This is a genomic window from Algoriphagus oliviformis, assembly GCF_017254915.1.
GTDB classification, from domain to species: domain Bacteria; phylum Bacteroidota; class Bacteroidia; order Cytophagales; family Cyclobacteriaceae; genus Algoriphagus; species Algoriphagus oliviformis.
Genome location: NZ_JAFKCT010000003.1, coordinates 387,774 through 411,066, shown reverse-complemented (window position 1 = coordinate 411,066; position 23,293 = coordinate 387,774). Strand labels below are relative to the sequence as shown.

General features: G+C 55.0%; 17 protein-coding genes. 15 read left to right on the top strand and 2 right to left on the bottom strand.

Annotated features, from left to right (window positions below):
- From J0A68_RS10045 to J0A68_RS09975, 15 genes are all read left to right on the top strand, one after another.
- Nucleotides 1-747 (top strand): rhamnogalacturonan acetylesterase, encoded by a 747-nt coding sequence (locus tag J0A68_RS10045; protein WP_206578078.1) that lies wholly within the window; start codon nt 1-3, stop codon nt 745-747.
- A gap of 94 nt (nt 748-841) precedes the next feature.
- Entirely contained in the window at nt 842-1,642 is an 801-nt protein-coding gene (locus J0A68_RS10040) for a rhamnogalacturonan acetylesterase (RefSeq protein WP_206578077.1), read from the top strand.
- Between the two features lie 198 nt (nt 1,643-1,840).
- Nucleotides 1,841-2,638 (top strand): rhamnogalacturonan acetylesterase, encoded by a 798-nt coding sequence (locus tag J0A68_RS10035; RefSeq protein WP_206578076.1) that lies wholly within the window; start codon nt 1,841-1,843, stop codon nt 2,636-2,638.
- A 216-nt stretch (nt 2,639-2,854) separates the two neighbouring features.
- Nucleotides 2,855-4,738 (top strand): pectinesterase family protein, encoded by a 1,884-nt coding sequence (locus J0A68_RS10030; RefSeq protein WP_206578075.1) that lies wholly within the window; start codon nt 2,855-2,857, stop codon nt 4,736-4,738.
- A gap of 376 nt (nt 4,739-5,114) precedes the next feature.
- A complete protein-coding gene (locus J0A68_RS10025; RefSeq protein ID WP_206578074.1) occupies nt 5,115-8,384 on the top strand; it encodes a SusC/RagA family TonB-linked outer membrane protein in 3,270 nt (1,089 codons plus the stop codon).
- 12 nt (nt 8,385-8,396) lie between these two features.
- Nucleotides 8,397-10,211 carry a RagB/SusD family nutrient uptake outer membrane protein gene (locus J0A68_RS10020; protein WP_206578073.1) on the top strand — a complete coding sequence of 605 codons (1,815 nt, stop codon included), beginning with the start codon at nt 8,397-8,399 and terminating at the stop codon, nt 10,209-10,211.
- Between the two features lie 24 nt (nt 10,212-10,235).
- On the top strand, nt 10,236-11,888 hold the full coding sequence (locus J0A68_RS10015; RefSeq protein ID WP_206578072.1) for a DUF4957 domain-containing protein: 1,653 nt from the start codon (nt 10,236-10,238) through the stop codon (nt 11,886-11,888).
- An 81-nt stretch (nt 11,889-11,969) separates the two neighbouring features.
- Nucleotides 11,970-13,448 (top strand): pectate lyase family protein, encoded by a 1,479-nt coding sequence (locus J0A68_RS10010; RefSeq protein WP_206578071.1) that lies wholly within the window; start codon nt 11,970-11,972, stop codon nt 13,446-13,448.
- 16 nt (nt 13,449-13,464) lie between these two features.
- Nucleotides 13,465-13,860, top strand: coding sequence for a VOC family protein (locus J0A68_RS10005; RefSeq protein ID WP_206578070.1), 396 nt, complete (start codon nt 13,465-13,467; stop codon nt 13,858-13,860).
- Nucleotides 13,861-13,866: 6 nt separating this feature from the next.
- Nucleotides 13,867-15,198 carry a pectate lyase family protein gene (locus tag J0A68_RS10000; RefSeq protein ID WP_206578069.1) on the top strand — a complete coding sequence of 444 codons (1,332 nt, stop codon included), beginning with the start codon at nt 13,867-13,869 and terminating at the stop codon, nt 15,196-15,198.
- A 52-nt stretch (nt 15,199-15,250) separates the two neighbouring features.
- Complete coding sequence (gene yiaK / locus J0A68_RS09995) at nt 15,251-16,261, top strand: 3-dehydro-L-gulonate 2-dehydrogenase (protein ID WP_206578068.1); 1,011 nt, start codon at nt 15,251-15,253, stop codon at nt 16,259-16,261.
- The gene (locus tag J0A68_RS09990) at nt 16,258-17,283 is read left to right on the top strand and encodes a Gfo/Idh/MocA family protein (RefSeq protein WP_206578067.1); all 1,026 of its coding nucleotides are present in this window, start codon (nt 16,258-16,260) and stop codon (nt 17,281-17,283) included. The genes yiaK and J0A68_RS09990 overlap by 4 nt, the downstream gene beginning before the upstream one ends.
- Before the next feature lie 135 nt (nt 17,284-17,418).
- Complete coding sequence (locus J0A68_RS09985) at nt 17,419-18,399, top strand: TRAP transporter substrate-binding protein (protein ID WP_206578066.1); 981 nt, start codon at nt 17,419-17,421, stop codon at nt 18,397-18,399.
- A gap of 27 nt (nt 18,400-18,426) precedes the next feature.
- Nucleotides 18,427-18,918: a TRAP transporter small permease gene (locus J0A68_RS09980; protein WP_206578065.1), complete on the top strand. Its 492-nt coding sequence runs from the start codon at nt 18,427-18,429 to the stop codon at nt 18,916-18,918.
- The gene (locus J0A68_RS09975; RefSeq protein WP_206578064.1) at nt 18,918-20,213 is read left to right on the top strand and encodes a TRAP transporter large permease; all 1,296 of its coding nucleotides are present in this window, start codon (nt 18,918-18,920) and stop codon (nt 20,211-20,213) included. The genes J0A68_RS09980 and J0A68_RS09975 overlap by 1 nt, the downstream gene beginning before the upstream one ends.
- 306 nt (nt 20,214-20,519) lie before the next feature.
- Here J0A68_RS09975 and J0A68_RS09970 read toward each other — a convergent pair whose 3' ends face one another.
- Both J0A68_RS09970 and J0A68_RS09965 read right to left on the bottom strand, forming a co-directional pair.
- A complete protein-coding gene (locus tag J0A68_RS09970) occupies nt 20,520-21,863 on the bottom strand; it encodes a sensor histidine kinase (RefSeq protein WP_206578063.1) in 1,344 nt (447 codons plus the stop codon).
- Entirely contained in the window at nt 21,853-23,235 is a 1,383-nt protein-coding gene (locus tag J0A68_RS09965; RefSeq protein WP_206578062.1) for a sigma-54-dependent transcriptional regulator, read from the bottom strand. The genes J0A68_RS09970 and J0A68_RS09965 overlap by 11 nt, the downstream gene beginning before the upstream one ends.
- Nucleotides 23,236-23,293 lie beyond the last annotated feature (58 nt).

The window sequence follows — 23,293 nt, the reverse complement described above, 5'->3', positions numbered from 1 at the left end:
ATGAAGGTCTTTTTGCTGAGTTTGCTGGCATCTGCGATGCTGCTGTTTTGGAAGTCTACGGGCGAGGAGATTACCGTTTTCCTTGTTGGCGACTCCACCATGGCCGACAAGCCCTACACGGGCAGCAATCCCGAGAAAGGCTGGGGGCAGGTGTTTCCGCTCTATTTCTCGGAAGGTATCCGCTTCGAAAACCACGCGATGAACGGGCGCAGCACCAAGAGTTTCCGCGCCGAAGGTCGCTGGGACACAGTGATGGATCGCCTGAAGGCCGGTGACTACGTCATCATTGAGTTTGGGCACAATGACCAAAAGATCAACTCCGAAGACCGCTATGCCTTTGCCGACTCCACTTATCGGGACAACCTCACGCGCTTTGTGCAAGAGGTGCGCGCCAAGGGTGGCAAGCCCGTCTTGGCCACGCCGATTTCCCGGAGGAGTTTTGACGAAAACGGAGTCTTGACCGACACGCATGGGCGCTACTCCGAGGTCGTGCGGGAAGTGGCCGCACAGCTGGAGGTGCCGCTTTTTGACCTTCATGCCAAGACCGTGGAAGTGATCGAGCAGTTTGGGGTGGAAAAGTCCAAGGAGCTCTTTCTCCACTTCAAGCCGGGAGACTACGACAAGTTTCCCAAAGGTGTCGAGGACAACACGCACCTGAGCCCGACTGGCGCTTTCAAAGTCGCCGACTTGGCCGTGGAGGAGCTCCGCCGCGAGCTGCCGGAGCTGATTCCTTTTCTCAAACCCTAGTGTCAGGTCGAGCACTGGAGCTACGAGAGTAGCGCATATCGAGACCCTTTTCATACGACAAATAACACTAAACATAACACTAGTTACCAGGGCCATGAAACTATCCCGAAATACCTTTCTTTCACTTTTGGTTTTCGCCCTGCTCAGCGCGGGGCTGATGTCTTTTGCCCTGCGGGAAAAAGTCACGAAAATCTACCTCGTCGGCGACTCGACGATGGCGGACTACTCCAAGTACGAAGGCGAGGACTATATGAACAAGCGCTATCCGGTGATGGGTTGGGGGCAGGTGTTTCAGGAGCTTTTTGACGAAAAATCCATTGCCTCGCTGGGGCATCTCATCCAGACCGACTCGGTTTTCGTGGATGATCGGGCGAGGGGTGGACGCAGCACGCGGACGTTTTTCGAAGAAGGGAGATGGTCTGCCGTCTACCGCGAGCTTCAGCCGGGTGATCTGGTGTTGATGCAGTTTGGTCACAACGATGCCGCCAAGGAGAAGACCGAGCGCTATGTGGCGACCGAGGGATACAAGGAATACATCCGGCTTTTTGTGACCCAAACCCGCGAGAAGGGCGGCATTCCCATCGTGCTCACACCGGTGAACCGCAACTATCCCTGGAAGGACGGCAAGCTGGAAAATGTGCATGGGGAATATTATACGGCGGCGGTGGAAGTGGCGGCGGAGCTGGACGTGCAGCTGATCGACCTCACCCAGCGCTCCATGGATGCCTTCACGGCGAAGGGCCAAGACTACGTCACGGCGCACTATTTCATGAATTTCGAGCCGGGAGTCTATCCCAACTATCCCGAAGGGAGCAAGGACAACACTCATTTCCTGCCCGAGGGAGCCAAGGCCGTGGCAGAGCTGGTGCTGGAGGGGATGATGGAGTTGGAATAGCCTAGTCGACAGTCAACAGTCAACAGTCCGCAGCAGTGACGTGGATGTATTGTAATTTGTTGTAGCGAAATTGATGGTGTTAGTTGTGGGCCGGATGCTTCGGCTTGGTTCGACAGGCTCACCGGCCGACGCTCAGTCCGAGAGTTTTGTCGAAGCTGAAATCCAGCTCGCTTGCGAACTTTCTATAAATTGATAGCGATGAAAATTACCCTGAAAAACCTCCTGACTTTTGCTGCCGTGTTGCTGCTGGCGACAGGGCTGATGTCTTTTGCCCTGCGGGAAAATGTCACCAAAATCTACCTCATCGGCGACTCTACGATGATGGACTATGACAAGTACCGGGAGGATTACCTGACCTCCATGTACCCGCTTTCGGGCTGGGGACAGTTTTTTCAGGAGCTGTTTGATACCGAGACCATCGCTTCGCTCGGGAGGTTGATCCACACGGATTCCGTCTTGGTGGACAACCGCGCCATAGGCGGTAGGAGCACGCGATCCTTTTTCGAGGAAGGAAGATGGGCCAAAGTGTACCAAGACCTGCGGCCTGGGGATCTGGTGATGATCCAGTTTGGGCACAACGATGCCACGCTGGAGCGCCCCCTGCGCTATGTGACACCGGCCGCGTACAAGGAGTTCATCCGGCTCTATGTGAGCCAAAGCCGGGAAAAAGGCGCGATTCCCATCGTGGTCACGCCGGTATCCCGAAATTTCCCCTGGAAAGACGGCAAGCTGGAAAATGCCCATGGGGACTACTACACGGCTGCGGTGGAGGTTTCCGAGGAGCTTGAAGTCCGCATGATAGACCTCACCATGAGCTCGATGGCGCTCTTTCAGGAGAAAGGAGAGGAGTTTTCCGCCAAAAACTACTTTATGAACTTGGAGCCTGGGCAGTATCCCAACTATCCCGAGGGCAAGGAGGACAACACGCACTTTGTCACCGAGGGGGCCAGGGAAGTCGCCAAGCTGGTGCTGGAGGGAATGAGGGGGCTGGAATAGTCAACAGTCCACAGTCGACAGTCCGCAGCTGTGCGGTAAAAATCTTGTGATTCGTTTAGTTGAGTTTGATTGGGCGCACGTGCGCTGGAAGGTGGGAGAACGCTAAAGCGGATGTTGGGGCCGACTCCCCCTTTTTCAAAAGGGGGCAGGGGGATTTGTTCCAAAAAGTGTTCTGACCCTTTTACTCGCTGTCTTAATTTCATTTTGATAAAACCTATGAAATCCATTTTCCTCCATTTGCTGATTCTTTTGGCTTTTTCTACTTCGGTCTCTTTTGCGCAACAAAAGCCCATCGAGGCATTGGATGCCGAAAAACTGAAAGGGAAAGTCGAGCACGACTTGGTCGTCGCCCAGGATGGCAGCGGGCATTTTCGCACGATCTCCGAGGCGGTCAAGGCCATCCGAGTTTACCTTCCCAAGCCGATTACCGTCCATATTAGGGCGGGAGTCTATCAGGAGAAAATTAGGATAGACGGTACGTTGACCCAGGTGACTTTCCTCGGGGAGAGTCCCGAGACCACGGTGATCAGCTACGGGGACTACGCCGCCAAAGACAACATGGGCACCTTTGAGACCTACACGGTGCAAGTGCTGGGAAGCGACCTGACCTTCAAAAACCTCACCATCCAAAACACCGCCGGGCCGGTAGGGCAGGCCGTGGCACTCCATGCCGAAGGGGATCGCTTGGTCTTCGAAAACTGCCGATTTTTGGGCAATCAGGATACCATGTTTGCCTCGGGCGAAGGATCACGGCAGCTTTATAAAAGCTGCTACATCGAGGGCACGACGGATTTTATCTTCGGTTCGGCGACGGCCTTCTTCGAAAACTGCCGCATCCATTCCAAGGCCGATTCCTACATCACCGCGGCCTCGACTCCCGCCTGGGCGGAGCATGGCTACGTCTTCATGAACTGCAAGCTTACCGCGGACGAAGGAGTCTCGAAAGTGTACCTCGGCCGTCCTTGGAGGGACTTTGCGCGGACAGTGTTTGTCAATACGGAGATGGGCGCGCACATCCTTCCTGTAGGCTGGCATGACTGGGGGAGAGCGGCGGCGAGGGAGACGGTCTTCTATGCGGAGCTGCAAAGCCGGGGTGCCGGAGCGGGGGACGCGAGCCGGGCGGACTGGGCTCATGTCCTCGACCCAAAAGACTTGGAGCGGTATCAAAAGCCAGCCGTCCTCTCCGGGCACGGCCGCGATGCGGACTTCTACGGCAACCGCTGGTTTGGCGACGAAAGGGACTCTTCCTTCAATCTGGAAGCTTCTTTCCAGAAGGACAAGAAGAGCTTTCCCCAGATCAAACCCGTGCTGCTGAGTGCTGGGCCAGAGCTGGAAGTGTTTGAAAACCAGGTGTACAAAAGCCTCGGAAGCCGAAGCTTGCAGCTGGACGTGTTCAAGCCAAAAGTTTCTGAAAATCCGCTGCCCGTTGTCCTGTTGGTACATGGGGGCGGATGGAGGTCAGGGGACAAAATCCTCCAGCGCTCGCTGGCGATCCGCTTGGCGGAGCTGGGATATGTTGCGGTACCGGTGGAGTACAGGCTTTCGCCGGAGGCGCAATATCCCGCGGCCGTGCAGGACGTGAAGGAGGCGATCCGCTGGATCAAAACCCATGCGGCCGACTTCGGCGTGGACAGCAGCCGGGTGGCGATCTCCGGGAGTTCTGCCGGAGCACAGCTGGCTTCGCTGGTGGGACTGTCCGATCTTCCAGTCCATGAGGGGAAAAGTGATTTGGTCGCCAGTTCCCAAGTGCAGGCCATCATCAATATGGATGGGGTTTTGGCTTTTCACCATCCCGAGTCTGCCGAGGGTAAAGTCGCTGCCGAGTGGCTGGGCGGGTCCTACGAGCAAGTCCCCGAGATCTGGGACGAAGCGTCGCCTTCTTATCTGAAGAATCCGACTTTGGTACCGATGCTTTTCATCAACAGCCAGTATCCCCGCTTCCATGCAGGACGGGATGAGCTGCTGGAAAAGCTGGAGAAGGCAGGGGTGTTTTCCCAAGTACATACCTTTCCAGATAGCCCCCATCCCTTCTGGCTATACGATCCGTGGATGGAGCCGACAGAACAATTGATTGCACATTTTTTGGACGCAATTTTTTGAGATTTAAACCGGCTTGGTGTAATCGATTGTGCAACAGTTTTTTGATAAGCGGCGGAAAGACCTCTTGATATTGTGGTGTTTGTAGGTTTTCAAAACGCGTCATCCCTGAATTGACCGTGCGGAGTGATTTTTTTGCAAATAATCGAAAGATTTCTTGACCGTTTGGCAAGTTGTAACTATTATGCAATCGATTGCCTAAATCAATGTCCATTTTGCAAGAAATGGATACTCATTAAACCCAAAATCAAATGCCTATTTCCCTCCTCTGCCTATACGGTTGTGTGAATCCACCGTGACTCCAACAGGCCACTGTCCCCCTGCGGACTTTCTTCGGAAACCAATTTCAATAAACAATTATAACCCCTAAGTATTTGCAATGAATTTTACCAAACTCATGTTGAGCCTCCTGCTCCTGATGGGGATTTCGGTAGGCTGGGTGCAGGCCCAGCAGCTGAAAGTCTCTGGGGTAGTGAGTAGCGAAGAGGGCGAAGTATTGCCGGGTGCATACGTTTTGCTCAAAGGAACCACGGTCGGCACCGTGACCGACATCGACGGTTCCTACACGCTCACCATCAGCGACGCCAATGGCACGCTGGTTTTTTCCATGATAGGCATGGTCACCCAGGAGATCCCTGTGGAAGGAAAGACCAAGATCGACGTGGAACTGAAGCTGGACATCTCCCAGCTGGAGACGGTCGAGGTAGTGGACTTTGGCTACGGCACCGTGAAGCGCACCGACATGACTGGCTCGGTGGCATCCATGTCAGGCCGTGAGCTGGCAAAGATTCCCGTAGCCAGCGCCGCGCAGGCGATCACCGGCCGACTCCCCGGCGTCAACGTCTTGACCACGGACGGCTCTCCTGACGCGGAAGTCGTGATCCGCGTGCGTGGTGGGGGCTCCATCACCCAAGACAACGCCCCGCTGTATGTAGTGGACGGCTTCATCGTGAGCAGCATCCGGGATATCCCGCCAAGTGATATCGAGAGCATTTCGGTATTGAAAGATGCCGCAGCCACCGCGATCTACGGTGCGCAGGCTTCCAACGGCGTCATCGTCGTGACCACCAAAGCACCGGTCAGCGGTCGCGTCTCGGTATCCTACAACAATTTCTTCCAGTATAAGAGCCTTCCCAAAAACAGAAAGTACGAGGTCCTCGACTCCTATGAATACGTGATGGCCAACTACGAGTACGCCAAGCTGCGCTCCCAGTCTGATGTGGATCGTTTCGAAAAATACTTCGGTGTGTACGACGACCTGGAGCTGTACAAGCAAAAGCCGACCACAGACTGGCAGGACGAGCTTTTTGGAGATCCCAAGCTTTCGCAGTACCACAACCTCTCCGTATCTGGCGGCACCGACAAGACCAAGATCATGCTCAGCCTCACCAACAACACCGATGAGGGCCTGATGCTCAACTCCGGCTACCAGCGAAATGTGATCAACTTCAAGCTCAACCAGGAGCTGTCCAAAAAACTGAGCCTGGACGCAGGCGCGCGGATCACCAAGACGGTCGTGGACGGTGCCGGTACCTCAGGCAACGCCCAGATCAATATCAAAGACGCCGTGCAGACCCGTCCTACCAATGGTATCGCGGATGAACTCGATATCGACCTGACCCAGGTAAACTCGGAGGACGACTACCAGTCTTTCCTCCTGAGCATGGTGAGCCCGGTGGAGCTGGCCGAGCAGGACTGGAGAAAAAGATCGGACAACGACTATGTCTTCAACGTGGGACTAAACTGGAAAATCACCAAAGGCGTGGATTTCAAATCTACCTTCAACTCTTCCAAGACTTTCCGCGAGGACCTCAGATTCTACGGTCCGCTCACCGGCGAGTCCTTCAACAACGGGGGCAGCATGCCGCTGGGGGTGAAAACCAACCGCAATTCCGACTCCTATCGCTGGCTGAACAGTGTCAACTGGAAGGTAAACGGCCTGGGCAAAGACCATAGCCTGGATGTACTGGCAGGACAGGAAGTGTACTCAACTGGCGGCAACTACCAGATGGTCCGAGTAGAAGACTTTAGGCTTTCCATCACGCCGGAGGAGCTTTTTGCCAACATGACTTTTGGACGCGTGGATCGTTTTGAAACTTCGGACGACACCGATGTCAATCGATTCTCTTTGTTTGGCAGAGCCAACTACCAGTTCAAAGACCGATACCTGGTCACTGCGACGGTGCGATCGGATGCTTCTTCCCGTTTTTCCGAGGAAAACAGAGTCGGTATTTTCCCTGCCGTGGCAGTAGGATGGAAGATTTCCGAGGAGAATTTCATGAAAGGCTCCCGCGTGTTTGACGAGCTGAAGCTACGTGCGAGTATCGGTGAGACGGGCAACGACCGCATCGATGCCTCCGCTACCCAGTTCCTCTTCCAAGGCTCTACCAACCGTGGCCCTGGTTTTGGCAACGTGGACAACGCCTACTATACCCCAAGCAGCTCCGTGCTGTACAATCCTGACTTGGTGTGGGAGACTACCATCAACCGAAACATCGGTTTGGACTTTACACTGTGGAAGGCGAAAATCGCCGGTACCTTTGATGCTTACTACAATACCACCCGTGACCTGCTTTTGCAGTCTGCCATCCCGGCAAACACCGGCTTTAGCACCCAGTGGGACAACATCGGCAGTACCTCCAACAAAGGGGTGGAACTCGGTGTCCAGGCTTATCTGGTCGACAAGGGCGACTTCTCCCTCTCCATCAACTTCAACACCGGTATCAACATGGCCAAGATCGAGGAGCTGGACGGCACCAACGAGCGCTTCTTCCAGTCCAACTGGGCCAGCACCGACCTGAACAACATCAACGACTACTACCTGCGGGTAGGAGGCAAGTTGGGTGACATCTACGGCTACGTCTCTGATGGATTCTATACCGCGGATGATTTCCAGGGCTACAATGCCGCCACAGGACAATACCTGCTGAAGGAAGGCGTGCCAAATTCCGGTGCGGCCGTAGGCAATACCAATATCCGTCCAGGCTACTGGAAGCTGAAGGATATCAACGGTGACGGTGTCATCAATGCGGATGACAGAAAGGTGATCGGTAACGCATTGCCTAAAAACCAGGGTGGTTTTGGCCTGAATGCAAGATTCAAAGGCATCGATGCACAGGTCTTCTTCAACTACCAGTTTGGCAATGATGTGTACAACACCGGGAAAATCCAGTACAACCAGTTTAGAAGGGTGACCTATGGCAACCTGCTGACCATGATGGACTCTGACAGCCGCTACACCTACATCGACGTGGACGGATCCTACACCGGTACCCCAGGAGAGGTAGTCACCGACCTGCAGCAGCTGGACGAGATGAACGCAGGCAAGACCATGTGGTCGCACAACAGCTTTGGCATCGCCGGAGCGGTGATCTCCGACTGGGCCGTAGAGGACGGGTCTTTCATCCGATTGAACGTCCTGACTTTGGGATATTCCTTCCCTACCGACCTGATCTCCAAGATCGGCCTCTCCCAGCTGAGAATCTACGGCACGGGCAACAACCTGGCGATCTGGACCGACTACACCGGCTATGACCCAGAGGTAAGTACTTCCCGAAGCAGCTCCTATGCGTCCTTGACTCCTGGAGTGGATTACTCTTCTTTCCCAAGAAGCCGCTCTTATACCGTAGGATTAAACGTCACATTCTAAGGAACAAGAATCATGAAATCAAGCTCATATAAATCAATCATATTGGCTGCGGCTTCCTTCTTGGCAGTGTCCTGCAGCGACTTTCTGGAGCCGGAGTCTCTTTCTACTTTCGACGCGGCCTACATCTACTCCAATGTGGACGATGCCAGAAAGGGCGTCAACGCCGTGTACAGCCACTTCGGGCAGGATGCTTTTCGAAGCCGCCTTTCCAACAACTTTGCCGGAAATACCGACATCGAGCACCAGAGCGGATGGACCAGTACCGGTGACCGCTACCAGATCTGGGACCTGAATGCCCTGGAGAGCAACCGCGACCTGGAGATCGTCTGGACCTACGCCTACCGCGCCATCCGTGATGCGAACATTTCCATCGAGGGACTCCGCGCCAGCGGCAAGCTCAATTCGGAAGATCCGGTGGAAGCCCGTACCATGAACCATCTCTTGGGCGAAGCCGTCACCCTCAAGGCCTATTGGTTTAGCATCCTCACCTTCTACTGGGGCGATGTGCCTTTCGTGGACTTTGCGCCGGTAGCAGGCGGAGACTTTCTCCTGCCCAAGGCCGACCGTAACGTGATCCTCACCGAGGTCATCAACGACATGATCGAGGTGGAGGAAAACATGATGTGGGCGGACGAAACTCCGTTTGGCATCGAGCAGGTGACCAGGGAATATACCTTGGGTATGATCGCCCGCCTGGCGCTGCAGCGTGGAGGCTACTACCTCAAGGAAGACCTGAGCATGGAGCGGGCCTCCGACTACTTGGACTACTATAAAATAGCCCGGGACTATACCGCCAAGCTGATCGCACTGAAAGACCGTGAACTGCCAAGAGACTACCGTCAGGTATTCTTGAACCAGTCCAAGTTCATCTCTCCGGTCAACGCGGATGTCCTGTTTGAAGTGCCTTTTGCACTGGGCAACGGAGACGTGGCCTGGAACATCGGCATCACCGTGGAAGGTGGCCCTACCTCTTCACACGCTTTTGGGTCTGGCAACAACTACATGGCGATTCCGCCGACGTACTACTTCTCCTTCGATACCTTGGACGTGCGTCGCGACGTCACTTGCGCGCTGTATAAGATCAACACGAGCTTTACCAAGGAATTTGTAAACAACCGGACCAACATCGCCCAGGGCAAGTGGAGCCGCCACTTCCTGGAGAATCCCCAGGGTTCTTCCTCTGCCAAAGGCACCGGCATCAACTGGCCAATGCTCCGCTATGCGGACGTGTTGCTGATGTTTGCCGAAGCGGAAAACGAGCTGAACGGTCCCACGGCGGCAGCGCAGGAGCAGCTGAAGCGCGTGAGAAGGAGAGCCTTTGCCGAGGCGCAGTGGTCGCAAAAAGTGGACGCCTACGTGACTTCTGTGTCGGGTAGCAAGGACGCCTTTTTCGAGGCCATCGTGGATGAGCGCGCATGGGAATTTGGCGGTGAAATGATCCGCAAGTACGAGCTGATTCGCTGGGGCAACTATTCCCAGAAAATGGAAGAGACCGTGGAAGGGCTCAAGAAAATGGCAGACGATGCCTACAACGGAACCGGCAACCTCCCCGACTACATGTATTGGAAGGTGGATGCCCGGGGTGAGTTCGTCATCCTGAACCCCAACACTAAAGTGGTCGCTCCACCGGATGACAGTTGGAACCAGGTGCCTTTCCTGCTCAGCATGCACGACGAGACCTACACCTATTCGCAGTGGATCACCAAGGACTGGGCTAACTACATCGAAGGCCCCAAGCCTGGTGTGGTACGGTACATTTTCCCGATCCCAGCCAGCGCCGTGGCCAACAGCCAGGGTACGCTTGACAACTCCGGATATGGATTCTAACCCAAAAGCCAAAAAGCAACAAAGATGAACTTATCAAAAATCAATATTTCCAGACTCCTTATGCTGGTGGTGTTCGGGCTACTCGGCATCACCGCCTGCAAGGAGGACGAGACGATCTATGAGCAGACTCGGCTTTTCCGCCCGGTGCTCAACGAGGAGCTTTACTCCGAGGCCAATACCATCATCGTCAACATGGGCAACCTCAAGCAGGCCGTGTCCTACACGCTGGAGGTCAGCCGGGATACCTTCAAGACCGTCGACTACCTGATCGAGACAGACACCGCCTATGTGGTGGTGAATAAAGACCTCGTGGGCGAAGAGTTGTTTTGGAACACCCTGTACCAGGTGCGGGCGACCGCCCGAGCTTCCAACGCACAGTACGACAGCAAAATCTCCGATCTGGGCAACGTGCGTACGCAGCGCTTTCCATCCATCATCAATGAACCCGCTTCCTATGATGTGATCGACGTCGCTGCCCGTGTCAGCTGGGTCAAAGCCGGCGCTGCCGTGACCGGGACCAAGGTCTTTGCGGGAGATGACCTCAAGCTCACCAAGCCGCTGCTCCCTGAGCAGCCGGTAGAGGGCGATGTCAGCGAGACCATCGTCACCGGTCTCGAGCCTGCGACCAAATACCAGATTGCCATCTACAGCGGTGAGACGCTGAGAGGCTGGGTGCCCTACACGACCCTTCCGGCTGACATCGATCCGAATGCTCCGGGGGTGATTGACATCCGCGACAACACCAGCCTTTCGGCAGTGGAAGATGCCGTGGCAGGCGCTCCGGATGGAGCGACTATCCTGGTGAAAAGAGGCATGACCTACGATCTTCCTGCCAAGGACCTGAACAAATCCATCACTATCCGCGCAGCCTACGGGTTTGGGCCGGACAAGGCCAAGCTCTATACCACGGGCAACTGGAACATCGCTGCTGGCTCTAAGATCGACCACATCCGATTTGTGGACTTGGAGCTCCGAGGGGCGGACTATTCTGGAGACTATGTGTTCAACCCGAACGCAAGCGGGATCCGCGTTGGCGAACTCCTCTTCGAAAACTGCGAAATCGGCACCTTCCGAGGCATCATCAGGATTCGTGGCACCGTGGAGATCGACCAGTACATCATCCGCAATTCGGTGGTGGACAGCTTGGGTGGCTATGGCATCTTGACCACAGATACCGACCCCAAGCCAAGCGATCCTACCGCACGCGTGAACCACATGCTGTTCGAAAACTCGACTTTCAACAAGATCCAAGCTGGCATCACCTCCCGAAACAACTCTAGCTCCATCACCATCGAGTCCTGTACCTTCTCCAATTTCCCCAGCACAGGAGGTCTTCTCCTGCGCTACAGAGGGGGAAGCGGCAACAACAACGTGACCGGCGGAATCAAGATCCACAACAGCATCTTTGGTCCGGGATGGGATGAGGCTGCCTCCGGCAATACCTCCATCCGTGGCATGGAAGGCTTGGGAGAGACCGTGTTTGACATCGTGAATGTGTACAGCACGGCTGAGTTCTCCTTCGCGTCTGGACCTATACCGGGATTTCCGGTGGGCAACTACAGCAAAGGCCAAAATGACCTGTGGGTCAATCCTAACGTCAACAATTTCAACTTCAAAGACAGCGGCTTCTCCGGCAAGTACTCCACCGGGGATCCGAGATGGAGAGCTAAACTTTGATTCTTAAGCATGGGTTATTATTTGGAAAAAGGGTGGGGCTAGTGCCTCACCTTTTTTCTGAATGCCCATTCCGGTTGATTTATGAAAAAGACACTGTTATCCCTGCTTTGGGCAATTTTTCTGCTCTCCTGTTCCGAAGGAGATGCGGTGCAGACGCCTGATGTGCAGGAGGAAGAGAAGGAGGAAGTCGTTCCTCCCTACACTGGCCCAGTCTATGCCTTTCCCGGAGCGGAGGGTTTTGGCAGGGAGACCACTGGCGGACGTGGAGGCAAGGTCATCTATGTCTCCAGCCTGGAGGACGACGGCAGTGCAGGCACACTCCGCCATGCCCTCAGCCAGTCCGGCAAGCGCACGGTAGTTTTTGCCGTAGGCGGCACCATCCGGCTCAAGTCCCGGCTCAACATCATCCAAGGTGACCTCACCATCGCGGGCCAAAGTGCCCCGGGCGGAGGTATCACCATCCGCGACTATCCCGTAGTCATCAGTGCCAGCAACGTCATCATCCGCTACCTGCGTTTTCGCATGGGGGATGTGGGTGGACAGCAGGCCGATGCTTTGGAAGCCCGCTTTCAGAAAAACATCATCATCGACCACTGCTCCCTGAGCTGGTCTACCGACGAGACGGCGACCTTTTACGCCAACGAGAACTTCACCCTCCAGTGGAGCATCATCTCCGAGAGCCTCAAGACATCCGTCCACGAAAAGGGCTCCCATGGCTATGGGGGCATCTGGGGTGGGAAAAACGCCTCTTTCCACCACAACCTCCTCGCCCATCATGACAGCCGAAACCCCAGGCTCGGGGAGGAGGCCGGGAAGGCTTTTGCCCTCACCGACCTGGTCGATGTGCGAAACAACGTGATCTACAACTGGGCGAGCAACAGCACCTACGGCGGCGAGGCGATGAACGTGAACATCGTCAACAACTACTACAAGCCCGGACCGGCCACGCCCAGCGGAAGCAAGCGCAACCGTATCGTGTCCATCGACAAAAACAAGAATGTGGGCACCGAAGTCTACGATATCTGGGGCAAATTCTTCATCGACGGCAATGCCGTCGAGGGCAATCCCCAAGTCTTGGCCGACAACTGGGGCCAAGGCGTGCTCAATCAGTTTCACGGCAGCTACGGGCAGATTCCGCAGGCGGAGCTCAATGCCATGCGGCTCAGTGGGCCCCATGACATCAAGCAAAACGTCACCACGCACAGCGCTGCGGAGGCTTTGGATCTAGTATTGGCACATGCAGGACAGTCCATGCGACGGGATGCGGTGGATCTCCGTATCTTGGCCAATGTGAAGTCCAATACCTTTGACTTTCCCGGTTCGCTGGGCAGCAAAAACGGGATCATCGATTCCCAAGCCGACGTCGGCGGCTGGCCTGAGCTGGAGCGGGGCCAAAGTCCCGTGGATACCGACAAAGACGGGATGCCGGATGCCTGGGAGACCGAAAACAAACTCGACCCAAAAGACGCCAGTGACGGAGCCAAGGTCAAGCCCGGCACGCCCTACACCTATCTGGAAATCTATCTAAACAGTCTGCCAGTGGGCTTTCCGCTGAACTGACAAACCAATACTTACGATGAAATTTGAACATTTTGCGCTCAACGTGCCCAATCCCAAGGCCATGTCCCACTGGTATGAAAAGCATTTGGGGCTCCGGGTGAAAAAGAAAATGGCGGAGGCTCCCTACATGACTTTCTTGGCTGACGACAGTGGCACGGTCATGCTGGAGCTTTATTCCAATCCCAAGGGCGAGACGCTGGAGTTTTCCAAACTGCATCCACTGGCCGTGCACTTGGCATTGGTCTCCGGAGATCCGACTGCCGACAAGCTTCGCCTGATCAAGGCCGGAGCGGAGGAGCTCAGCGATGATATCCTGCCGGATGGCTCCCATCTGGTCATGCTGCGCGATCCTTGGGGTGTTTGCCTGCAGCTTTGCAAAAGGGCGGTTTCGATGTTGGAAACTGTGGGTTAAGGGGCGATGAGACTTTTTGCCTACTGCATTTTCCTGGTTTGTTTTCTCTTTTCGCCTGCGGCAAAAGCCCAAGAAAGTCCCGAAGCCTTGGCCTTTCCGGGGGCAGAGGGATTTGGGAAGTTTACCTCCGGGGGACGGGGAGGCAAAGTTTACGTGGTCACCAGCCTGGCCGACAAAGGGCCTGGGACTTTGCGCGAAGCGATACAGAAGAAGGAACCGCGCATCATCACCTTCGCCGTGTCCGGCACCATAGCGCTGGAGTCCTCCCTGGATATCAAGTATGGCGACCTGACCATCGCGGGGCAGTCCGCTCCGGGGGAGGGGATTACGCTAAAGAACTTTCCCCTGAAGATCAAAGCCGACAATGTCATCATCCGCTACATCCGCAGCCGCATGGGTGACGAGCGCCAGGTACAGGATGATGCGATGAGTGCGATTCGGGTCAAAGATGTGATCATCGACCACTGCTCCCTGAGCTGGGCGACCGACGAATGCGGCTCTTTCTATGACAATGAAAACTTTACCCTGCAGCACAGCATACTTTCCGAAAGCCTCAACCAATCCGTCCACGAAAAGGGAGCCCATGGCTACGGAGGCATCTGGGGCGGAATGAAAGCTTCTTTTCTCTACAATCTCCTCTCGGACCACAACAGCCGCAATCCCCGATTCAACGGCTCGCGCTACCACAAAATGCCCGAAAAAGAACTGGCGGACTTCCGCAACAATGTCATCTACAACTGGATGGGCAACAGCTCCTACGCCGGAGAGCAGGGCAACTACAACATGGTAGCGAACTACTACAAGCCTGGCCCAGCGACACCGGTGAAGAATGTCCGCATTCTGGAGCCTTATCAGCCTTACGGCAATTTCTTCCTGAGCGGAAATGTGGTCGAGGGCTTTCCCGAAATCACACAGGACAATTCCCTCGGCGTGTTCAAGGCCAAGGAAAACTGGAAGCTGCTGGAAGGCGAATTGGATTTTGCCGGATCAAAGACCTATTCGGCGGATGAAGCCTACGCGAGGGTGCTGGCAGGAGCTGGCGCGAGTCACGCAAGAGATGCGGTGGACAAGCGCGTCGTGGAGGAGGTGCGTTCTGGCCGGGATGCTTTCGGGCAAAACGGCATCATCGATTCCCAATCCCAAGTGGGAGGCTGGCCAGTCCTCGCCACGGCAGCAGCACCCTTGGACAGCGATCAGGATGGCATGCCCGACGATTGGGAAAAATCCAGAGGCCTCGATCCGAAGTCGGCGCTTGACGCTGGCCTCTTTACCCTTGACAGGCAGTATTGTAATGTGGAATTGTATCTGAATGCCCTCGTCGCCACTGATCCGAAATAGAATTGGGGATTTGACGGGAGCTGGGTATCTTGTTTCCCACAGCCCTTAGCCCATGAAAGACCTACTTATCCCTTTTCCCGAACTGCTGGACACGCTCCGGCAAATCTTGGTCAGGGAAGGCTTTGCCGGGGATGAGGCCCATCGCTGTGCGGAGCTTTTTGCGAAAACGGACCTGGACGGCGTGCGATCCCATGGCGTGGAGCGCTTTGGGAGGTTTCTTTCCTACATTCGTCAGGGGGTGGTTTTGATGGATAAAAAGCCCGTTCTGCTTTCCAAATCCGGTTTTTTTGAGCGCTGGGACGGGCAGCTCGGCTCAGGCAATCTCAATGCCCAAGCCGCAATGGCGCGAGCGATGGCCCTTGCCTCGGAGCATGGGATGGGCTGCGTCGCCCTCGCACACACCAACCACTGGATGCGGGGCGGGAGCTACGGCTGGCAGGCCGTGGAGCAGGGCAAAATCGGCCTCTGCTTCACCAACACCATGCCCAATATGCCTGCCTGGGACGCCAAGGAAGCCAGGCTCGGCAACAATCCCCTGGTCATCGCCATTCCCCGTAAGAACGGCCCCGCCGTGCTGGATATGGCCATGTCCCAGTTTGCCTATGGAAAGCTAAGCCGCTTGGCGGCCACGGGACAAACCACGGATTTCCCGGCTGGTTTTAATGAAAAAGGCGACTTGACCCACGATCCCCAGGTGGTTTTGGAAAACCAATCGGCATTGCCGATGGGAATGTGGAAGGGGGCGGGGCTTTCGCTGATGATAGACCTTTTGGCGGCTTTGCTTTCTGGCGGAGATAGTGTAAGCGGGATTGGGAAAAAGCCGCTGGAGTCTAGCCTTTCGCAGGTTTTTATCTCCCTCGACCCGAAAGTCTTGGGTTTGGAGGCTTGGTTTGCCGACAAGGCGGAGGCGATCATCACGGACTATCTCGGGGCGGAGGCTTTCGAAGGAAAGTCGGTCTTTTACCCCGGTCAGCAGACTTTGCGCACGCGAAAAAGAAATCTTGAAAATGGCGTCCCCGTCGCAGAAGCAACTTGGGCGCAAATCATAAACGAACTGAAATGAGCAAGATGAAAGGAATCGGGATCGTGGGGACGGGCGCCATCGCGATCAAGCACGCCCAGGCCATAGCAGAGCTGGAAGGAGCCAAATTGGTCGGACTTTTCAATCCCAATCCCACAAGCGCCGAAGCGGCAAGGGAGAAGTTTTCCGCGCCGGTGTTTTCGGACACCGCGGAGTTTTTGGCAGTGGAAGGCCTGGATATCGTCTGCATCTGCACGCCCAGCGGCATGCACTTGGAGCCGGGCTTGGCGGCGATTGCCGCGGGCAAACACCTCGTGGTGGAGAAGCCCATCGAGATCAATCCCTCCAGAGCTGACGAGCTGATCGCCGCGGCGGAAAAGAAGGGAGTGAAGCTGGCGGTGATCTTCCAAAACCGCTTTTCCCCCGACTACCAAAAGCTCAAACAAGCTGTGGATGCCGGAGTCTTTGGCCGCCTGCTCATGGGCAATGCCTATGTGAACTGGTTTAGAAACGATGCCTACTACTCCACCAGCAAGTGGAAGGGCACGCTCAAAGCTGACGGCGGTGGCGCGCTGATCAACCAAGGCATCCATACCATCGACCTGCTTCTGGACCTGATGGGTGAGGTGAAAAACGTCTATGGCCAGGTGCAGACCACGCTTTACCCCATCGAGGGCGAGGACTTGGGTGCCGCTTTGGTGAATTTCAAAAATGGAGCCTTGGGGAATATCACCTCGGCGACGGCACTCTATCCCGGCTATCCCGAGCGCATCGAGGTGTTTGGCACCGAGGGAAGCGCGATTCTCGAAGGCGGGAAGCTGACGGCTTGGAATGTGAAGGGACAGTCTCCTTTGGAGCTTTCACATGATGCTGGCGGAGGAAGCGGCTCCTCAGATCCCAACGCAATTGGAATCCAGCTGCACCTCGATCAGTGGCGGCTGTTTTTGGAATCCTTGGACTCAGGAAGTGAAGTCATAGTGGATGGGAAGACGGCCAAAAAGTCCGTGGCCCTGATCTGTGCGATCTATGAATCGTCCCGGCAGGGCAAGGCCTTGGAGCTTTGACTTGATTCTTTTTTTGGTCTTTTTGGAAAAATAAAATTGGCCCAAATCGCTTCTAAATCGATTCCGTAGATTCTCAGCACGGTAAAAAGGGAAAGGCTAATATTGTTATCCCCTAAGTCAGTAAAACAAAACCCAATGAAAAAAAACACCCTATTGTTTTTCGTTTTGATCTCCAGCCTGCTCTGGTCCTGCTCGGATCAGCTGGGCGTGAAGGTCATCAAGCTAGGCCATGCCCAGGTGGTAAGCCACCCTGTCCACGAGGCCATGCTATTCATGGGGCAAAAGATCGAGGAAAAATCCGGGGGCAAAATCAAGGTCAAAGTCTATCCCAACCAGCAGCTGGGTTCCGAGCGGGAGCTGGTCGAGCTGCTTCAGGTCGGCAGCCTGGCGATGACCAAGGTCTCCGCCGCGGCGCTGGAGGGTTTTGCGCCGATGATGCAGGTCTATGGCATGCCTTATCTTTTTCGCGACGATGCCCATCAAAAGAAAGTATTGAACGGCCCCATCGGCAAGCAGCTTCTGCTCAACGGGGAGAAGTTTTGGCTGCGTGGACTGTGCTACTACGATGCGGGCAAGCGCAGCTTTTACACCAAAGACAAACCCGTGAACACGCCCGAGGACCTGAAGGGACTCAAAGTGCGGGTGATGGAAAGCCCTACCGCCTCCAACATGGTGAAGGCCATGGGCAGTTCGCCCACGCCGGTGTCCTACGGGGAGCTCTACACGGCGCTACAGCAGGGGATCGTGGATGCAGCCGAAAACAACGCGCCCAGCCTCTACACTTCCAAGCACTATGAAGTCTGCAAGTATTACAGCCTAGACGAGCATACTTCCATCCCCGATGTGGTCATCATGAGCACCAAGGTCTGGAACCAGCTTTCACCCGAGGAGCAAGCTTGGGTGCAGGAGGCGGCGGATGAGTCTGCGGCCTATGAGGCGGAGCTTTGGGCGAAGTCCGATGCCGAGTCCATGGCGGGACTGGAAGCTGCCGGAGTGACCATCGTGCGTCCGGACAAGGAGCCTTTCCGCAAGGCAGTGGAAGGTGTCTACGAGCAGCTGAAAGTCGCCCAGCCCGAGATCTATGCCGTCGTGCAAGCCATCCGCGAAGTACAATAATCCCTCAAACCCAAAAAAGATCCCTTGATGTTTTCGATACAAACCAAGTCCAAAATGGACAACGTCATCGCCCATCTGCTGGTCCTCCTCATGGGCCTGATGGTGCTCAACGTGACCTGGCAGGTCACCTCCCGGTATGTCTTCAAGAGCCCGAGCTCCTTCACCGACGAGCTGTCCCGGTACATGCTCATCTGGGTGGGAATGCTCGGTGCGGCCTATGTGGCGGGAAAAAACGAACACCTGGCCATCGATATCCTCCTGACCAAGCTGAAGGGCAAGGCCCAAGAGAAGCTCATGATCTTGATCCACGTCTGCATTTTGGTCTTCGCAGTGACGGCCATGATGATCGGCGGAGCCAATCTGGTGTACATCACCTTCATCCTCGGACAAAAGTCCGCCACCCTCCAGATCCCGCTGGCCTATGTCTATGGGATCATCCCCTTTAGCGGAATCCTGGTCGCCTACTACCAGGTCTATTCCATCGTCCATCTCGCCCAAACCCTCAAAACCGCCGAATAATGGAAGTATTAAGTGTATTGATTCTCGTTATTTCATTTTTGTTTTTCTTGGGCATAGGCGTGCCGGTGGCTTGGAGTTTGGGTCTTTCCAGCATGCTCACCCTGATGGTGACGGTGGCTACCATGCCGGCAATCACTACCGTGGCGCAGCGTATGGGGGCTGGTTTGGACAGCTTTTCGCTTTTGGCGATCCCGTTTTTCATCGTGGCAGGTGAGCTGATGAACCGGGGCGGTATTGCCAATCGTCTGATCGAGTTTGCCAAGTCGCTGACGGGGCGACTCCCTGGCGGTCTGCTGCACGTGAACGTGGTGGCGGCGATGCTGATGGGAGCGATCGCCGGCTCTGCGGTTGCGGCAGCTTCTTCTATGGGGGGGATTTTGGGAAAAAGAATGGAAAAGGAAGGCTACCCCAAAGCGCTTGGCGCGGCGGTGAACATCACCTCTTCCACCACCGGTCTGATCATTCCTCCTTCCAACGTGCTGATCGTCTACTCCCTTGCTTCCGGTGGGGTGTCTGTGGCAGCGCTCTTTGTGGCGGGCTATCTTCCCGGTATGCTGATCGGCCTATTGCTGATGATCACGGCTGCGGTTTTGGTGAAAAAGAGAAAACTCCCCGCAGGCGAGCCTTCTTCCCTGAAGCTGGTCACCAAGACGTTTATCGATGCCCTTCCCAGTTTGTTTTTGCTGGTTTTGGTGATCGGCGGAATAGTCGGGGGCGTGTTTACGGCGACGGAAGCATCCGCAATCGCGGTGGTATATAGCCTGGTGCTCTCCTTGATCTATCGGGAGATCGGGTGGAAAGACCTCCCTGCGGTACTGCTGAAGTCCGCCGAGACTACTGCGGTGGTGATGCTCCTCATCGCGACGTCCATGGCGATGTCTTGGGTGATGTCCAGCGAGGACATCCCACAAAACATCTCCTCCGCCCTCCTTTCCCTGAGTGACAATAAGATCGTCATTCTCATCCTGATCAACTTGCTCCTGCTTTTCGTTGGCATCTTCATGGACATGACGCCGGCGGTATTGATCTTCACGCCGATCTTCCTGCCTGTGGTGACCAAGCTGGGCGTGGATCCGGTTCACTTCGGGATCATGATGGTGACCAACCTGTGTATTGGACTTTGTACACCTCCGGTAGGCTCGGTTCTCTTTATCGGGGTAGGGATCGCCAAGATTTCCATCCAGCAGGTACTGAAACCGCTCTTGCCGCTATTCTTCGCGATGATTGTAGGCTTGGCGCTGATCATGATTTTCCCTGAAATCACGCTTTGGCTACCGAGGATGTTTGGCTTGTAAATTAGACGCTAGACCTAAGTATCAAGACGCTAGAGTTTTCACCCTCCAAGGGCTTTAAGTCCCTTGGAGGGTTTTTCTTTGGGGATAAGTCTGGCGGCTGATAGTCCATAGTCCATGGCTAGATTCTCGAATGGCTTTGAGCTTTTTGAGGTTTCTTTTTTGCAAAAAAATCCGAAGCCAGCGGCTTCGGATTACAATGCTTTGATGGATTTTCAAGAAGATCGTTTTACTACTTACGACTTACGACTTACGACTTACAACTCAAACCTTCGAGATAGCGCCGTCCCCCTTTTTTTCGCCAGGATTCTATCCGTTAAAAATCAGCTTGAAGGTCGTGCCCTCACCGAGCTGGGAGCGGACTTGGATGTTGCCCTTGTGGCGGCGCATGATCTGCTTGGAGAGGCTGAGACCGATGCCTGAGCCTTTCTTTTTGGTGGTGAAGAAGGGGATGAAGATTTTGCCGAGGGCTTCCTCCTCTATACCCTTGCCGGTGTCGCAGACTTCCAGGATGATCTTGCCCGCCTCGTCGATGAAGGCCTTGAGGACAATGGTCTTTTCCTCCGAGTCCTCGAGGGCCTGGATGGCATTTTGAAGGAGGTTGATCAGCACCTGCTCGATGAGGTTTTGGTCTCCAAAGAGGATCAGTTCCTTGGGGTTTAGCTCCATTTTCAGAGTGATTCCTCCTGACTCCAACTGATGCTGCAGGAGTATTTCCAAATGCTCGAAAAGCTTGGCGATGCCGATGCTGGTGAATTTGGGCGTAGGGATATGTGCCAGACTTCTGAAGTCGGATACGAAGTTGATCAAGCCCTCGCTGCGCTTCTCGATGGTACTCATACCCATGAGGAAATCTTCGAGTTCCTCCTCGGTGGCGCGCTCGTTGTTTTCGATCTTGTGCTCGATGTCGGCCTTGAGCGTGCCGGCGAGGGAGGAGATCGGGGCTATGGAGTTCATGATCTCGTGGGTAAGGATCTTGACCAGGTTTTGCCAGGCTTCCATTTCCTTTTCCTCCAGCTCGGATTGGATGTTTTGGAGGGAGACAAGCTTGAATTTTTCCCCTCGCATGAGCAGCTCGATCACGTACACCGAGAGCTGCATGATGCCGTCTGGATGGGCGATCTTGATGAGCTCAGAGCCACCGGTTCGGAGGTTTTGGACGGCAAGGTGAAGCTCCTTGTTGATGCTTTCGATGTCCGAGATGTTTTTGAGATCCTCGATGTTGAGGATTCGTTTCGCAGCGACGTTGAGGATCTGGATCTCCCCGCCTTCGCCAAAGGTGATCAGCCCTATGCTCAGGTGCTTGAAGACGGAGCGAAAGTACTGGTAGTTGGCCTCCTTTTCCGCTTGGTCTTCCTTGAGTTTGGCCAGGATGGCGTTAAACTCGATGTGCAGGTCATCCGTCTCCGTGCCGTCAAACTTCACCGGATAGAGCTGGGAGTACTTGTCCTGCTTGATATTGTCCAGAAAGAGCCGGACTTTTTTGAAAGAACTCTCCGAATACCTGACCAGAAAGATGATCTGGAACACCACCAAAATCAAAAACAGGGAAATCATAAAGACTCCCCAGTCATCGATGATGCCGTAGGCCAGGAGAAACAGCGAGGCCGCCACCAGGGCGATGCGGCCCAGCAAACCGACTCTATAATCCATATTTTTCCAGTCTTCGGTAGAGGGAAGCGCGGGTCAGGCCGAGCTCCTTGGCGGCTTTGGAGATGTTGCCCCCGTTTTTGTCAATCGCCCGCTGGATGGTGCTGCGTTCCATGTCGTCCAGGTTGAGGGTGACGGATGTCGGCGCTTTCTCCGAAGCTGGCTTGGCTGAGAGGAAAAAGAAATCCCGGCTGTCCAGCTCATCGCCCTCGGCCATGATGATGGCCCGCTCGATGGCGTGCTGCAGCTCGCGGATGTTGCCCGGCCACCGGTAGCGCTGGAGCAGTTCCATGGCGGCAGGTCGGAAGCCGACGAAGTTTTTGCGGTATTTCTGGGAGTAGTTTTTCAGGAAATAGTTGGCTAGGGTAGGGATGTCGTCCTGTCTTTCGCGCAGCGGAGGCAGAAAGATCTCCACGGTATTGATCCGGTAGAGCAAATCCTGACGGAAGGTGTTTTCCATCACCATTTCATGCACGTGCATGTTGGTCGCGCAGATCAGGCGGATGTCCACCGGGATGGCCTTGTTGGTACCGATCCGAGTGACTTCGCGACGCTGGAGCACGGTCAGCAGCTTGGACTGCAGGGGCATGGAGAGGTTGCCGATCTCGTCAAGGAAGAGAGTTCCTTTGTCGGCAATCTCGAAACGGCCCGCGCGGTCGTCTTTCGCATCGGTAAATGCGCCGCGCTTGTGTCCGAAGAGTTCGGACTCGAAGAGGGTCTCGGTGATGGCGCCCATGTCCACGCCCACGAAGATCTCGTCCTTGCGCAGCGAGCGCTCGTGGATCGCCCGGGCGATGAGCTCCTTACCGGTACCGTTTTCACCGAGAATCAGCACGTTTGCGTCCGTTTGCGCGACTTTGTCTATGATGGAGAAGATGTTCTTCATCGAAGCCGAAGCGCCGATGATATCGGTGTAGGGCTTTTTCAGGTCGGTCTGAAGCTGTTTTTGTTTCTTTTGGAGCTTGTCCACCTCGTTGTAGCTTTCCTTCAGCTTGATGGCTGCGGAGAGCGTGGCGATGAGCTTTTCGTTTTGCCAAGGCTTCAGGATGAAGTCCGTCGCGCCTTCCTTCAGCGCCTGCACGGCCATCTCCACATCGCCAAAGGCCGTGATCAGGATCACGACGGCCTTGGGGTCAATCTCCTTGATTTGGCTCAGCCAGTAGAATCCCTCCTTGCCCGAGGTGGTGTCCTCGCGGAAATTCATGTCCAGCAGGATCACGTCAAAGCTGTTGTTGTTGATCAAAAAAGGGATACGGCGGGGATCTTTTTCTATGACTACTTCTTTGGCGTGTTTTTTCAAAAGCATTTTGGCAGCAAAGAGCAAGTCTTCGTTGTCGTCGATGATGAGGATTTTGCCTAAGTTTTGAGCTTCCATGGTCGATTGTTTCGCTTGGTATTGGGAAAATGGTGCCAAGTACCAATAGAGGGGCTAA